We start from the raw sequence: 14703 nt of genomic DNA, 5'->3' as shown, positions 1-14703 counted from the left end.
CGCAGCTTCATCCGTACGAGAGGCAACCCCCACATGAGCCAACTCTCCGGCACATCCCGCAGACGGCGGCCGCTGAGGCAGGCGCTGGTCGCCGTGGCCGCCACGCTCGGTCTGGCGGCGGGCGCCGCGGCCGTCGCCGGCCCGTCCGCGAGCGCCGCGGCGCCGCCTCCCCCGTCGGGCTGGACCCAGGTCTTCGCCGACGACTTCAACGGCGCCGCGGGCAGCGGCGTCAACACCGCCAACTGGCAGTACGCGACCGGCAAGGGCTACCCGGGCGGCCCCGCCAACTGGGGCACGGGCGAGATCGAGACGATGACGTCGAGCACGGACAACGTCTCGCTCGACGGCAACGGCAACCTGCGCATCACCCCGCGGCGCGACGCGGCCGGCACCTGGACGTCGGGCCGCATCGAGACCAACCGCACCGACTTCCAGCCCCCGGCCGGCGGCAAGCTGCGCGTGGAGGCCCGCATCCAGGTCCCGAACGTCACGGGGGCCGCTGCGAAGGGCTACTGGCCGGCGTTCTGGATGCTGGGCGCGCCCTACCGGGGCAACTACTGGAACTGGCCCGGCGTCGGCGAGCTGGACATCATGGAGAACACCCAGGGCCAGAACACGGTGTTCGCCACGATGCACTGCGGCACCTCGCCGGGCGGCCCCTGCAACGAGACCAGCGGCATCGGCGGCAACACGACCTGCCCCGGCACGACCTGCCAGGCCGGTTTCCACACCTACCGCATGGAGTGGGACCGCTCGACGAGCCCGGAGGAGATCCGGTTCTCCGTCGACGGCCTCACCTACCACACCGTGCGCGCCAACCAGGTCGACGCGACGACCTGGCGGAACGCCACGGACCACGGTTTCTTCATCATCCTCAACGTGGCGATGGGCGGCGGCTTCCCCGACGCGTTCGGCGGCGGCCCGGACGCCGGCACCCAGCCGGGCCACCCGATGCTCGTGGACTACGTCCAGGTGCTGTCGGCCGGCGGCAGCGGCACCACCCCTCCGCCCGGCGGCGGCACCCGCGACGCCTACGGCACCCTCCAGGCCGAGTCGTACGACGGGCAGTCCGGGGTGAGCACCGAGGCGACGTCGGACGCGGGCGGCGGCCAGAACATCGGCTCGCTGGCCAACGGGGACTGGGCGCTGTACAAGGGCGTCGACTTCGGCTCCACCGCGGCCCGGCAGTTCAGCGCCCGGGTCGCCAGCGGCGCGGCAGGCGGGGTCAGCGGGCTGGTCGAGGTGCGGCTGGACAGCCGCAGCAACGCGCCCGTCGGCAGCTTCGCGGTGGCCAACACGGGCGGCTGGCAGTCCTGGCGGACCATCCCGGCGAACATCACCGGCGTGACCGGCACCCACGACGTGTATCTGACCTTCACCAGCGGACAGCCCGCGGACTTCGTGAACGTCAACTGGTTCACCTTCGGGCACTGAAGCGCCTCGCCGTAGCGGGGTGGCTCCGCGGGTGCGCGGAGCCACCCCGCGCCGGTGGAAAAGCGCGTGCGGGCCGCCGGCGGCCCGTGGCAGGCTCCGCCGGGTGAACCGTGCGCAGCTCTCCCGACTGGCCCACGCGGACCATCCGATCGCGGCCCCGCTCGACGACGACTCGGTGCGCCGCCTGCTGGACCAGGGCATCCCCCGCCCCGACGCCCGGGTCCTCGACCTCGGTTGCGGCGGCGGGGAATGGCTGCTGCGCGCCCTGACCGCGCATCCGCGGCTGCGGGCCGAGGGCGTCGACCTCGCCGAGGCCGCCCTGGCGCACGCCCGGCGGTCCGCGCACCGGCTCGGCGTCCAGGACCGTCTCGTCCTGCACCACGCGGACGCCGCCTCCTTCACCTGCCCGCACCCCTTCGACCTGGTGCTGTGCGTGGGCGCCACGCACGCCTTCGGCGGCCTGCCGCCCACCCTGGCGGCGGCGCGCCGGCACCTGGCTCCCGGCGGACGGGTCCTGGTCGGGGACGGCTACTGGGAGCGCCCGCCCTCCCCGGAGGCGGTCGAGCTGCTCGGCGACCTGGCCGACCTGCCGACCACGGTGGACCGCGTGGTCGCCGACGGGTGGACCCCGGTCCAGGGGCACCTCAGCACCCGCCGGGAACTCGACGCGTACGAGTGGGCCTGGACGGGCTCACTGGCCTCCTGGGCCCTGGACCACGCCGACGACCCGGACAGCGGGAAGGCGCTCGCGGCGGCGGACGCCCACCGCACCCAGTGGCTGCGCGGTTACCGGGACTCCTTCGGCTTCGTCTGCCTGGTGCTGCGGCCGACGTCCGGCTGAGTCGGTCCGGGCACGGTCCCTCAGCGGCCGGGGCCGCACCGGTACAGGGTCGGTACGCTCGTCGTTCCCCCGGCCGGGACACGCGAGGGAGTGGTGTAGGCCGAGGCCGGGACCCGGGCGCAGGCCGACTCGACCCAGTCGGTGATCCGCGCGGTGGCCGTCGTCCCGCCGCCCCGGCCGCCGGGCAGGGCGCCCGCGCCCCGGGCGCCGCCCAGCAGCACGTACCGCAGCTCGCCGCTGCCGACCAGCTGACGGAACCGCGCCGGGGTCGGGAAGGGCACCGCGCCGCTGAAGCCGCCGAGCGGGAGGACGTGAGCGCCGGTGGCGAGGATGTACGGGGACGCGGTGGTCCAGCTGGTGGTGGCGAAGACGTAGGCGGCCGAGCCCTGGTGCGCGGTGGTGTAGTCGAGCACCTCGCGCTGCGCCGTGGTCAGTTGCCCGTCGCCGAACCCGCCGAAGCCTCCCGCGAGGAGTGCCCGGCTGCCGTGCGGTGTGCCGCCGTCCCACCGCACGCGGGCGACCGGACCGCCCGCCGCGGTCACCGCGCCGTGGCCGCGGTCCGGGCCGGTCGGGCCGACCGCGCCCATGCCGGAGGCGCGGTAGCCGGGGTCGAAGACCTGCACCGCCCACGCGCCCGGCGCGAGCAGTACCGCCGCGAGGGACGCGGCCAGGGCGGCGACGGCGAGCCGCCCGCCGGACGGGGTGCGGCCGGGGCGGGCCAGGACCAGCAGGACGACGGCGGTGAGCCCGAGCGCGCCCACCACGGGCGCCAGCCACGGCAGGAACGAGGGGAACCGGCCGGCGAGATACGCGCTCCACCCCGCCGTCGCCGCGACCGCGCCCGGCAGGGCCCAGGCGCGGCGGCCGCCGGCCCGGTAGGCGCGCCACAGCACCGCCAGGCCGCCACCGGTGAGCGCGGCGAGCGGTACGGCGATGACGCCCATGTAGTACGTGTGGCCGCCGACGCTGCCGGCGCTGAACACCAGGAAGAACGTGGCCAGCCAGGTGCCCCACAGAAGGAATCCGGCACGGATCCCGTCGGTGCGCGGGCTGCCCCGGCGCCACAGCAGGCCGCACAGGAGGGACACGGCGGCGAACGGGTAGAGCCAGCCGGTCTGCGAGGCGAGCGACGTGCCGAACATCTTCGCCCAGCCGTTCTGGCCGGCGCCCCGGCCGCCGGCCGTCGCCCTGGTTGTGCGCCGGTGGCCCGCCCCACGGGCCGCGCTGCCGCCGTACCGGCCGCCGCCCGACTTCCCTGCGCCGCCGGGGTGTTCGACCCGGCCGCCCGGACCGGGACCACGCGCGCCCGCGTGCCATCCCCCTCCCCCGCCCTGCGTGGCGCTGACGCTGCCGGTGGCCGCCGCGCTGATGCCGAGTGCGGGGAAGCGGTTGAGGAAGTTGTAGCCGACCACCATGCTGAACGCGGAGTCGTCGGTGGTGCCGTCCACATAGGGCCGGTCCCTGGCCGGGGTCAGGCTGACGGCGAGCATCCAGGACGCCGACACGGCGGTCATCACGACGGCCGCCGCCCCGAGGTGCGCCAGCCGCTTGCGCGCCGGGACCGGCGCCGAGACCAGGTACACCAGGGCGAGCGCGGGAAGCACCGCCCACGCCTCGAGCATCTTGGCCTGGAAGCCGAGTCCGACCCACACCCCCGCGAGCAGCAGCGGCCGCAGCCGGCCGTCCCGCGCGGCACGCTGGGTGGCCTCCGCCGCCAGCAGCAGGCACAGGGTGAAGGCGGGGTCCTCGACCGCGGTACGGAAGAGCCCGACGGCCACCGGCGTCACCAGGAACGCCGTGGCGGCGGCCAGCGCCGCGTTCACCCCGGCCCAGCGGCGCACCAGCCGGTGCAGCACCAGCAGGCTCGCCACGCCCTCCAGGACCTGGGGAACCGTCAGCGCCCACGGGTGGAATCCGAGGACCCGGGCGAAAAGGGCCTGCGGCCACAGGAATCCCGGCGCTTTGTCGAGGGTGAGGGAGTTCCCCGGGTCGAACGAGCCGTAGACGAACGCCTTCCAGCTCTCCGTCATGCTGCGGACGGCGCTCGCGTAGAACGTGTGGTACTGGCTGTGGTCGATGCCCCAGGTGTAGAGCGCGGCGGCGAGCGCGGTGAGGATCAGCAGGGCCAAACGCGCGTACGCGGGCTGGTGGGCCGGTGACCTCCAGGGCGCGCGGCGGCGGGGACCGTCGGGGACGGGACGAACGGGGGCTGTGGTGGCCATGCCCCGCAGTTTTCGGCAGCGCGCACCGCCCGTGACGCCGCGGCGGCGCCCTTCGGGCGGATTCTCGCCGGACTCTGGTGATTCCCTTGTCTCTTCCGGGGATTTCCCCGTGCTTCTGGGCATCGTCTTGTACATCCACCGCACAGTGGGCGCACAGCGCTCCCTCAGCGCAGCTCCGCCCGGAACGCCGCCGGTGTCCGGTCGGTGTGCTGGTGGAAGAACTTGGAGAAGTTGGCCGCGTCGGGGAAGCCGACCGCCGCGCCGACCCGGCCGATCGGCAGGTCGGTGTGGGCGAGCAGCCGCTTGGCCTCCAGCACCACCCGCTTGTCGATGAAGGACTTGGGCGTCTCGCCGGTCGCGGCGCGGACCGCGCGGACCAGGGTGCGGCGGGAGTAGCCGAGCGCGTCGGCGTAGGCGCTGACGCTGTGGTTGGTGGCGAAGCCCTGCTCCACCGCGTCGCGGAAGCGGGTGAAGGTGGTGTCGCTCTGCCCGGGCGAGGCCTCGGCGGAGCTGGTCGCGAGGTGGGCCAGGCGGACCAGGAACGCGGACAGGGAGTGCCGCAGCACCGCCGTGTGCAGGCTCAGCGGCAGGGTGGTGGTGTCCTCGTACTCGCGGCGCAGCTGGTCGAGCGCCGCGCGCAGGGCGGTGAGCTGCGGTTCGTCGGGGTGCAGCAGGGGCGGCAGGTCGTAGCGGTACAGGCCGGTGGCCTCGACGGTGGCGCGGGGCAGGAAGCCGGGCTGCATGGTCAGCACGGTTCCGCGGTACTCGCTGGTGCGCGAGAAGCGGTGGACCTGCCCCGGGCGGATCCACAGCAGGTCGCTGGCCGTGGCCTCGTACTCGGCGAAGTCGACCATGTGCCGGACCGGGCCGTCGCTGAACAGCATCACGACGTGGAAGTCGATGCGGTGCACGCGCTCCGGCTGCACCCCGCCGGGATGCCAGGGGCGGCCGGGGCCGCTCATCGGGCCGACCTGCATACCGACGCCGAGGACGCTCAGATCGACCGGGAAGGGGAAGGTTCTGATCCCGTCGCCGCCACCGTCCCCGTCCGCACCCCGCACGGTTGTGTCCGCCATGTCCGTCTCGTGCCGTCCTGTTCCCGCCGCGCCGTCGTGGTGCTGTCCCACTTTCACCACAGGCTGGCACACCGCGACCTACCGCCCAAAAAATCAGACTTTTACTTTTGAACGCGTCAGACCAGCTACTTCGCTCGGATCGAGGACTTCTTGAAGATGAGCACGCAGACAACCGACCGCTTGGAGTGGACCGAACTGGACCGGCGTGCCGTCGACACCGCCCGCCTGCTGGCGGCCGATGCCGTGCAGCGGGCCGGCAACGGCCACCCGGGCACCGCGATGAGCCTGGCCCCGGCCGCGTACACGATCTTCCAGAAGCTGATGCGGCACGACCCGGCCGACCCGGAGTGGACGGGCCGGGACCGTTTCGTGCTGTCGCCGGGCCACACCTCGCTGACCCTCTACACCCAGCTGTACCTCGCGGGCTACGAGCTGGAGCTGGACGACCTGAAGGCCTTCCGGACCCACGGCTCCAAGACTCCGGGCCACCCGGAGTACGGGCACACCGCCGGGGTGGAGACCACCACCGGCCCGCTCGGGCAGGGCGTCGCCAACGCCGTCGGCATGGCGATGGCCGCCCGCTACGAGCGCGGCCTGTTCGACCCGGACGCCCCCGAGGGGACCTCCCCCTTCGACCACACCATCTGGGCGATCGTCTCCGACGGCGACCTGCAGGAGGGCGTCTCCGCCGAGGCGTCCTCGCTCGCCGGTCACCAGAAGCTCGGCAACCTGGTCTTCCTGTACGACGACAACCACATCTCCATCGAGGGCGACACGGCGACCGCGTTCTCCGAGGACGTGCTGAAGCGGTACGAGGCGTACGGCTGGCACGTGCAGCGGGTCGAGCCGGCCGGCAACGGCGACATCGACGTGCACGCCCTGTACGCGGCGCTGAAGGCGGCGCAGGCCGAGACCGGGCGCCCCTCGATCGTCGCGATGCGCACGATCATCGCCTGGCCGGCCCCGAACGCGCAGAACACGGAGGCCGCGCACGGCTCGGCCCTCGGCGAGGACGAGGTCGCGGCCACCAAGCGGGTCCTCGGCTTCGACCCGGAGCGGACCTTCCAGGTCGACGACGAGGTCCTCGCCCACACCCGCAAGGCCCTCGACCGGGGCGCCGAGGCGCACGCCGCCTGGGACAAGCGGATCGCCGCCTGGCGCGGGGACCACCCGCAGCGCGCCGAGCTGTTCGACCGGGTCAGCAAGGGCGAGCTGCCCAAGGGCTGGGAGGACGCCCTGCCGGTGTTCGAGCCCGGCAGGTCGGTCGCCACCCGGGCCGCCTCCGGCAAGGTCCTCCAGGCGCTCGGCGCGGTGCTCCCCGAGCTGTGGGGCGGCTCCGCCGACCTGGCCGGCTCCAACAACACCACCATCGACAAGAACAGTTCCTTCCTGCCGAAGGACAACCCGCTGCCCGAGGCCGACCCGTACGGCCGCACGATCCACTTCGGCATCCGCGAGTTCTCCATGGCCGCGGAGCTGAACGGCATCGCCCTGCACGGCAACACCCGTGTCTACGGCGGCACCTTCCTGGTGTTCTCCGACTACATGCGCAACGCGGTGCGCATGTCGGCGCTGATGCAGCTGCCGGTGACGTATGTGTGGACGCACGACTCCATCGGCCTGGGCGAGGACGGCCCGACGCACCAGCCCGTCGAGCACCTGGCGTCGCTGCGGGCCATCCCGGGCCTGAACGTGGTCCGCCCGGCCGACGCCAACGAGACCGCGATCGCCTGGGCCGAGATCCTCACGCGGCACGCCACCCGCCCGGCGCCGCACGGTCTGGCCCTGACCCGGCAGGGCGTGCCGACGTACGCGCCGGACCCGGACGCGGCGCGCGGCGGCTATGTGAGGGTCGAGGCGGAAGGCGGCGAGCCCCAGGTGATCCTCATCGCCACCGGCTCCGAGGTGCACCTCGCCGTCGAGGCGCGCGAGCGGCTCCAGGCCGCGGGTGTGCCGACGCGGGTGGTGTCCATGCCGTCGGTGGAGTGGTTCGAGGAGCAGCCCCGCGCGTACCGCGAGCGGGTCCTGCCGCCGTCCGTGAAGGCGCGCGTCGCGGTGGAGGCCGGGGTCGGGCTGACCTGGTACCGGTTCGTGGGGGACGCCGGGCGGATCGTCTCCCTGGAGCACTTCGGCGCCTCCGCCGACGCGAGGACCCTGTTCGCCGAGTACGGCTTCACCGCCGAGAACGTCGTCGCCGCGGCCCGGGAATCCCTCGCCGCCGCGCGTGGCTGAGCCGACTTCCGGAAAGAAGAAGATCACTGTGACCACCGAAGCAACCACCACCGCGGGAGCGCTCGAGCGCCTCTCCGGTCAGGGTGTCTCCGTCTGGCTGGACGACCTGTCGCGCCGGCGGATCGAGTCGGGCAACCTCGCCGAGCTGATCGCGACCAACCACGTCGTCGGCGTGACCACCAACCCGTCGATCTTCCGGGCGGCCATCGGGTCCGGCGAGGGGTACGAGGAGCAGCTGGCCGAGCTGGCGGTGCGGGGCGTGACGGTCGACGAGGCCGTGCGGATGATGACGACCGCCGACGTCCGCGCCGCCGCCGACGTCCTCAGGCCGGTGTACGAGGCGACCGGCGGCCGGGACGGCCGGGTCTCCCTCGAGGTCGACCCGCGCCTGGCCCACGACACGGCGGCCACCGTCGCCGAGGCCCGGCAGCTGGCCTGGCTCGTCGACCGGCCCAACGTGATGATCAAGATCCCGGCGACCAGGGCCGGCCTCCCGGCGATCACCGAGGTGATCGGCGCGGGCATCAGCGTCAACGTGACGCTGATCTTCTCGCTGGAGCGCTACCGCGCGGTCATGGACGCCTACCTGGCGGGCCTGGAGAAGGCCGCCGCCCAGGGCCTGGATATGAGCACCGTCCACTCCGTGGCGTCCTTCTTCGTCTCCCGCGTCGACACCGAGATCGACAAGCGGCTGACCCTGCTGGGCACCGACGAGGCCCTCGCCCTGAAGGGCCGGGCGGCGCTGGCCAACGCGCGGCTCGCCTACGAGGCGTACGAGCGGGTCTTCGCCGGTGAGCGCTTTCTGGCCCTGGCGGGCGCCCGCGCGAACAAGCAGCGGCCGCTGTGGGCCTCCACCGGGGTGAAGGACCCGGCCTACCAGGACACCCTGTACGTGGACGAGCTGGTCGCCCCGGGCACGGTCACCACCCTGCCGGAGGCCACCTTGCACGCCGTCGCCGACCACGGCGCCGTCACCGGCGACACGGTCACCGGCGGCTACGCCCAGGCCCGCGCCGACCTCGCGGCGATCGAGCGGCTCGGCATCTCCTACGACGAGGTCGTGGAGCAGCTGGAGGCCGAGGGCGTCGCCACGTTCGTCACGGCCTGGCAGGACCTGCTGGACGCGGTCACGAAGTCCCTCAACAGCAAGGGAGTTGACGCTTAGATGAGCGAGGAGATCCCCGTGGCGGACCCGGCCGCCGCCCCCGCCAAGAGCACCGCCGTCCTGGCGGCCGCGCTCACACCGGAGAACCCCGAGCGACCGGACTTCTGGTCCAACCCGCTGCGCGACCCGCGCGATCGCCGCCTGCCGCGGGTGGCGGGCCCGTCCGGTCTCGTCATCTTCGGCGTCACCGGCGACCTGTCCCGCAAGAAGCTGATGCCGGCGGTGTACGACCTGGCCAACCGCGGCCTGCTGCCGCCGGGCTTCTCGCTGGTCGGCTTCGCCCGCCGGGACTGGGAGGACCAGGACTTCGCGCAGGTCGTGCACGACGCCGTGCGCGAGCACGCCCGGACCCCGTTCCGCGAGGAGGTCTGGCAGCAGCTCGCCGAGGGCATGCGGTTCATCCCGGGCGACTTCGACGACGACACGGCGTTCAAGCAGCTGCGCTCCGCCGTGGAGGAACTGGACGCCTCCCGGGGCACCAGTGGCAACTACGCCTTCTACCTGTCCGTGCCGCCGAAGTTCTTCCCGAAGGTCGTCCAGCAGCTGAAGAAGCACGGCCTGGCCAACGCGCCGGAGGGCTCCTGGCGGCGGGCCGTCATCGAGAAGCCGTTCGGGCACGACCTGGCCTCGGCGCGCGAGCTGAACGCGATCGTGCACGACGTGTTCGACCCCGAGCAGGTCTTCCGCATCGACCACTACCTGGGCAAGGAGACCGTCCAGAACATCCTGGCGCTGCGCTTCGCCAACCAGATGTTCGAGCCGATCTGGAACCGGTCCTACGTGGACCACGTGCAGATCACCATGGCGGAGGACATCGGCATCGGCGGCCGGGCCGGCTACTACGACGGCATCGGCGCCGCCCGGGACGTCATCCAGAACCACCTGCTGCAGCTGATGGCGCTCACCGCGATGGAGGAGCCCGCCTCCTTCGACGCGGCGTCGCTGCTGACGGAGAAGCTGAAGGTGTTCCGGGCCGTGCAGCTGCCCGAGGACCTCGGCAGGCACACCGTGCGCGGCCAGTACGCGCCCGCCTGGCAGGGCGGCGAGCGGGTGTGCGGCTACCTGGAGGAGGAGGGCATCGACCCGGCCTCCACGACGGACACGTACGCCGCGATCAAGCTGAACATCGACAACCGCCGCTGGGCGGGCGTGCCGTTCTACCTGCGCACCGGCAAGCGGCTGGGACGGCGGGTCACCGAGATCGCGGTCGTCTTCCAGCGGGCCCCGCACTCCCCCTTCGACGCGACGGCCACCGAGGAACTCGGCCAGAACGCGATCGTCATCCGCGTCCAGCCCGACGAGGGCGTGACGGTCCGGTTCGGTTCCAAGGTGCCCGGCACGTCGATGGAGATCCGGGACGTGACGATGGACTTCGCCTACGGCGAGTCGTTCACCGAGTCCAGCCCGGAGGCGTACGAGCGGCTCATCCTGGACGTACTCCTGGGAGACGCCAACCTGTTCCCCCGTCACCAGGAGGTGGAAGAGTCCTGGCGGATCCTCGACCCGGTCGAGGAGTACTGGGCGCACCACGGCAGGCCCGCGCAGTACGCCGCGGGCAGCTGGGGACCCGCGGAAGCCGACGAGATGCTCGCACGAGACGGACGGAGCTGGCGCAGGCCATGAAGATCGATCTGACCGACACCACGGCAAGCAAGATCAACAAGGCCCTGGTGCAGGGCCGCCGGGCGATCGGCACCCCCGCCGTGGGCATGGTCCTGACGATGGTGATCGTCACGGACGAGGAGAACGCCTACGACTCGATCAGGGCCGCCGAGGAGGCCTCGCACGAGCACCCCGCGCGCACCCTGGTCGTCATCAAGCGGCACGCCCGCACCCCGCGCGACCGCACCCGCTCCCACCTCGACGCCGAGGTCCGGGTGGGCGCCGACGCGGGCACCGGCGAGACGGTCGTGCTGCGCCTGTACGGCGAGGTGTCCGAGCACGCCGACTCGGTGGTGCTGCCGCTGCTGCTGCCGGACGCGCCGGTGGTGGTGTGGTGGCCGGTGGACGCGCCCGAGAACCCCGCGAAGGACCCGCTCGGGGCGCTCGCCCAGCGGCGCATCACCGACATGTACGCCGTCGAGCACCCGCTGCAGGCGCTCCAGGCCCGGGTGACGTCGTACGCGCCCGGCGACACCGACCTCGCCTGGACCCGGCTCACCCCGTGGCGCTCGATGCTGGCCGCCGCCCTGGACCAGGCCCGGCTGACGGTGACCTCGGCGGCCGTGGAGAGCGAGGCGGAGAACCCGAGCGCCGAGCTGCTGGCGCGCTGGCTCCAGGCCCGGCTGCACGTGCCGGTCGAGCGGGTGGAGACCGCCGGCCCGGTCGTCACCGGCGTACGGCTCGGCACCGACAAGGGCGAGATCGTCATCGACCGGCCCGAGGGCCCGCTGGCCACCCTGCACCTGCCGGGCCAGCCCTCGCGCACCCTGGCGCTGAAGGTCCGCCCCACCTCCGAACTGATCGCCGAGGAGCTCCGGCGCCTCGACGCGGACGAGATGTACGCCGTCGCCCTGCGCGGCGAGGCAACCGAGGAGATTCCCGCACATGTCTGATTCCCCCCTGCTCACCCGGCGGCCCGAGTGGACGGCCCTGGAGGACCACCGGGCGCAGTGGCACGCGCATCTGCGTGACCTGTTCGCCGACGACCCGGGCCGCGCGGAGCGGTACGTCGTGCACGTCGGCGACCTGCGCATCGACTACTCCAAGCACCTCGTCACCGACGAGACCCTCGCCCTGCTCCGGGAACTGGCCGCCGCCACCGACGTGTTCGGGCTGCGCGACGCCATGTTCCGCGGCGAGAAGATCAACATCACCGAGAACCGGGCCGTGCTGCACACCGCGCTGCGGGCGCCCCGGGACGCGGTGATCGAGGTCGACGGCGAGAACGTCGTGCCGAAGGTGCACGCCGTCCTGGACAAGATGGCCGGCTTCGCGAACCGGGTCCGCTCCGGCGAGTGGACCGGCCACACCGGCAAGCGCATCCGCAACGTCGTCAACATCGGCATCGGCGGCTCCGACCTGGGCCCGGCGATGGCCTACGAGGCGCTGCGCCCGTACACGGCACGGGAGTTGACCTTCCGGTTCGTGTCGAACGTGGACGGCTCCGACCTGCACGAGGCGGTACGGGACCTGGACCCGGCGGAGACGCTGTTCATCGTCGCCTCCAAGACCTTCACCACCATCGAGACCATCACCAACGCCACCTCGGCGCGCTCCTGGCTCCTGGCCGGGCTCGGGGGCGACGAGAAGGCGGTCGCGCGGCACTTCGTGGCCCTGTCGACGAACGCCGAGAAGGTCACCGGGTTCGGCATCGACCCGGACAACATGTTCGAGTTCTGGGACTGGGTCGGCGGGCGCTACTCGTACGACTCGGCGATCGGCCTGTCGCTGATGATCGCCATCGGCCCGGACCGGTTCCTGGAGATGCTGGACGGTTTCCGCATCGTCGACGACCACTTCCGCAACGCCGACCCGGAGGCCAACGCCCCGCTGATCCTCGGCCTGCTGGGCATCTGGTACGGCGACTTCTTCGGCGCCGAGTCCCACGCGGTGCTGCCGTACTCGCACTACCTGTCGAAGTTCACCGCCTACCTGCAGCAGCTGGACATGGAGTCCAACGGCAAGTCGGTGCAGCGCGACGGGCGGCCCGTGCAGTGGCAGACCGGGCCGGTGGTGTGGGGCACGCCCGGCACCAACGGGCAGCACGCCTACTACCAGTTGATCCACCAGGGCACCAAGCTGATCCCCGCCGACCTCATCGGCTTCGCCCGGCCGGTCGCCGAGCTGGCCGACGAACTCAAGGCGCAGCACGACCTGCTGATGGCCAACCTGTTCGCGCAGGGGCAGGCGCTCGCCTTCGGCAAGACCGCCGAGGAGGTGCGCGCGGAGGGCGTGCCCGAGGAGCAGGTGCCGCACCGCACGTTCCAGGGCAACCACCCCACCACCACCGTCCTGGCCACCGAACTGACCCCGTCGGTGCTGGGCCAGCTGGTCGCCCTCTACGAGCACAAGGTGTTCGTGCAGGGCGCGATCTGGAACATCGACTCCTTCGACCAGTGGGGCGTCGAGCTCGGCAAGGTCCTCGCCAAGCGCGTCGAGCCCGCGCTGACCGAAGGGGCCGAGGTGCCCGGCCTCGACTCCTCCACCGCCGCCCTCGTGGCCGCCTACCGCTCGCTGAAGAACGCTGACAACGCGCAGGGAGAAGTGAACTGACATGCAGCTGGGCCTGATCGGTCTCGGGAAGATGGGCGGCAACATGCGCGAGCGGATCCGCCGCGCCGGCCACACCGTCCTCGGCTACGACCGCAACCCCGACCTGTCCGACGTCGGCAGCCTGGCCGAGCTGGCCGAACGGCTCGACGCCCCGCGCACGGTGTGGGTGATGGTGCCGGCCGGCGCCGCCACCCAGTCGGTCATCGACGAGCTCGGCGAGCTGCTCGAGCCCGGCGACACCGTCGTCGACGGCGGCAACTCGCGCTGGAGCGACGACGAGAAGCACGCCGCCGAACTCGGCGCCAAGGGCATCGGCTTCGTCGACGCCGGCGTCTCGGGCGGCGTGTGGGGCCTGAAGAACGGCTACGCCCTGATGGTCGGCGGCGACAAGGAGCACGTCGACCGGCTGAAGCCGATCTTCGACGCGCTCAAGCCGGACGGCCCGTACGGTTATGTCCACGCGGGCCGGGTGGGCGCCGGGCACTTCGCGAAGATGGTCCACAACGGCATCGAGTACGCCATGATGCAGGCCTACGCCGAGGGCTGGGAGCTGCTGGAGGCGGTGGACTCGGTGGACAACGTCCGCGAGGTGTTCCGCTCCTGGCAGGAGGGCACCGTCATCCGCTCCTGGCTGCTGGACCTGGCGGTGCACGCCCTCGACGAGGACGAGCACCTGGAGAAGCTGCGCGGCTACGCCGAGGACTCCGGTGAGGGCCGCTGGACGGTGGAGGCGGCCATCGACAACGCCGTGCCGCTGCCCGCGATCACCGCCTCGCTGTTCGCCCGGTTCGCCTCCCGCCAGGACGACTCCCCGCAGATGAAGATGATCGCGGCGCTGCGCAACCAGTTCGGCGGGCACGCGGTCGAGCAGGCGAAGAAGGCGTGAGGCACCGTGGGTGATCTGCTGCTGGTCCGGCACGGCGAGACCGAGTGGAGCAGATCGGGACAGCACACCAGCTTCACCGATCTGCCCCTCACCCGGCACGGCGAGGAACAGGCCAGGTCCCTCGCCCCGCTGCTGGCACACCGCCCCTTCGCGCTCGTCCTGACCAGCCCGCTGGCCCGCGCGGTGCGCACCGCCGAGCTGGCGGGCCTGTCCGGGGCGGTGCGCGAGCCGGACCTGCGCGAGTGGGACTACGGCGGCTACGAGGGCGTCACCACCGAGGAGGTACAACGCACCCGGCCCGGCTTTGACCTGTGGACCGACGGCGTGCCGCCCGGCCCCGACGGGCACCCGGGCGAGTCGCCCGAGGAGGTCGGCAAGCGCGCCGACCGGGTGCTGTCCCGGGCGGCCATGGCCCTGCCGGACGGCGATGTCCTCCTCGTCGCCCACGGCCACTTCCTGCGCGTCCTCACAGCCCGCAGGCTCGGCCTGCCGCCCGCCGAGGGCCGGCTGTTCCGGCTGGAGACGGGCACGGTGAGCCGGCTGTCCACCGAGCACGGCAGGCCGGTGATCCAGGAGTGGAACGTCCGGGCGGCAAACGGGAGTTGACAGTGCGTGCCGGAGCCCGTCAGAGT

At 72.7% G+C, this 14703-nt stretch carries 11 protein-coding genes; 9 read left to right on the top strand and 2 right to left on the bottom strand.

The window, feature by feature from the left end; all coding sequences use genetic code 11:
- Positions 1 to 33 precede the first annotated feature (33 nt).
- On the top strand, positions 34 to 1434 hold the full coding sequence (locus AB0K80_RS12800) for a glycoside hydrolase family 16 protein (protein ID WP_365668744.1): 1401 nt from the start codon (positions 34 to 36) through the stop codon (positions 1432 to 1434).
- 103 nt (positions 1435 to 1537) lie between these two features.
- Positions 1538 to 2275: a class I SAM-dependent methyltransferase gene (locus AB0K80_RS12795; RefSeq protein ID WP_365668742.1), complete on the top strand. Its 738-nt coding sequence runs from the start codon at positions 1538 to 1540 to the stop codon at positions 2273 to 2275.
- 20 nt (positions 2276 to 2295) lie between these two features.
- Here the strand turns inward: AB0K80_RS12795 and AB0K80_RS12790 are convergent, their stop codons facing one another.
- Together AB0K80_RS12790 and AB0K80_RS12785 are read right to left on the bottom strand one after the other, a co-directional pair.
- A complete protein-coding gene (locus AB0K80_RS12790; protein WP_365668741.1) occupies positions 2296 to 4497 on the bottom strand; it encodes a glycosyltransferase family 39 protein in 2202 nt (733 codons plus the stop codon).
- Between the two features lie 164 nt (positions 4498 to 4661).
- Positions 4662 to 5573, bottom strand: a complete 912-nt coding sequence (locus AB0K80_RS12785; protein ID WP_365668739.1) for an AraC family transcriptional regulator — start codon at positions 5571 to 5573, stop codon at positions 4662 to 4664.
- Between the two features lie 156 nt (positions 5574 to 5729).
- Here AB0K80_RS12785 and tkt point away from each other — a divergent pair, with 156 nt between their 5' ends.
- Genes tkt through AB0K80_RS12750 form a run of 7 tightly spaced genes read left to right on the top strand, consistent with a single transcriptional unit; the run spans position 5730 to position 14677 of the window.
- Positions 5730 to 7805, top strand: a complete 2076-nt coding sequence (gene tkt, locus AB0K80_RS12780) for a transketolase (RefSeq protein ID WP_365668737.1) — start codon at positions 5730 to 5732, stop codon at positions 7803 to 7805.
- Positions 7806 to 7827: 22 nt separating this feature from the next.
- Positions 7828 to 8970 (top strand): transaldolase, encoded by a 1143-nt coding sequence (gene tal, locus AB0K80_RS12775; protein WP_365669148.1) that lies wholly within the window; start codon positions 7828 to 7830, stop codon positions 8968 to 8970.
- Positions 8971 to 10593: a glucose-6-phosphate dehydrogenase gene (gene zwf, locus AB0K80_RS12770; RefSeq protein ID WP_365668735.1), complete on the top strand. Its 1623-nt coding sequence runs from the start codon at positions 8971 to 8973 to the stop codon at positions 10591 to 10593.
- Positions 10590 to 11525, top strand: coding sequence for a glucose-6-phosphate dehydrogenase assembly protein OpcA (opcA, locus tag AB0K80_RS12765; RefSeq protein ID WP_365668733.1), 936 nt, complete (start codon positions 10590 to 10592; stop codon positions 11523 to 11525). Before zwf ends, opcA begins: the two co-directional genes overlap by 4 nt.
- Positions 11518 to 13185, top strand: coding sequence for a glucose-6-phosphate isomerase (gene pgi, locus AB0K80_RS12760; RefSeq protein WP_365668731.1), 1668 nt, complete (start codon positions 11518 to 11520; stop codon positions 13183 to 13185). Before opcA ends, pgi begins: the two co-directional genes overlap by 8 nt.
- Before the next feature lies 1 nt (position 13186).
- Complete coding sequence (gene gnd, locus AB0K80_RS12755) at positions 13187 to 14071, top strand: phosphogluconate dehydrogenase (NAD(+)-dependent, decarboxylating) (RefSeq protein ID WP_365668729.1); 885 nt, start codon at positions 13187 to 13189, stop codon at positions 14069 to 14071.
- A gap of 6 nt (positions 14072 to 14077) precedes the next feature.
- Complete coding sequence (locus AB0K80_RS12750; RefSeq protein ID WP_365668727.1) at positions 14078 to 14677, top strand: histidine phosphatase family protein; 600 nt, start codon at positions 14078 to 14080, stop codon at positions 14675 to 14677.
- The last annotated feature ends 26 nt before the right edge of the window (positions 14678 to 14703 follow it).

Origin of the sequence: Streptomyces sp. NPDC052682, from assembly GCF_040678435.1 — a bacterium.
GTDB lineage: Bacteria > Actinomycetota > Actinomycetes > Streptomycetales > Streptomycetaceae > Streptomyces.
The sequence above is the reverse complement of the archived record's forward strand: the minus strand, read 5'-3'. Positions and strand labels throughout refer to the sequence as shown.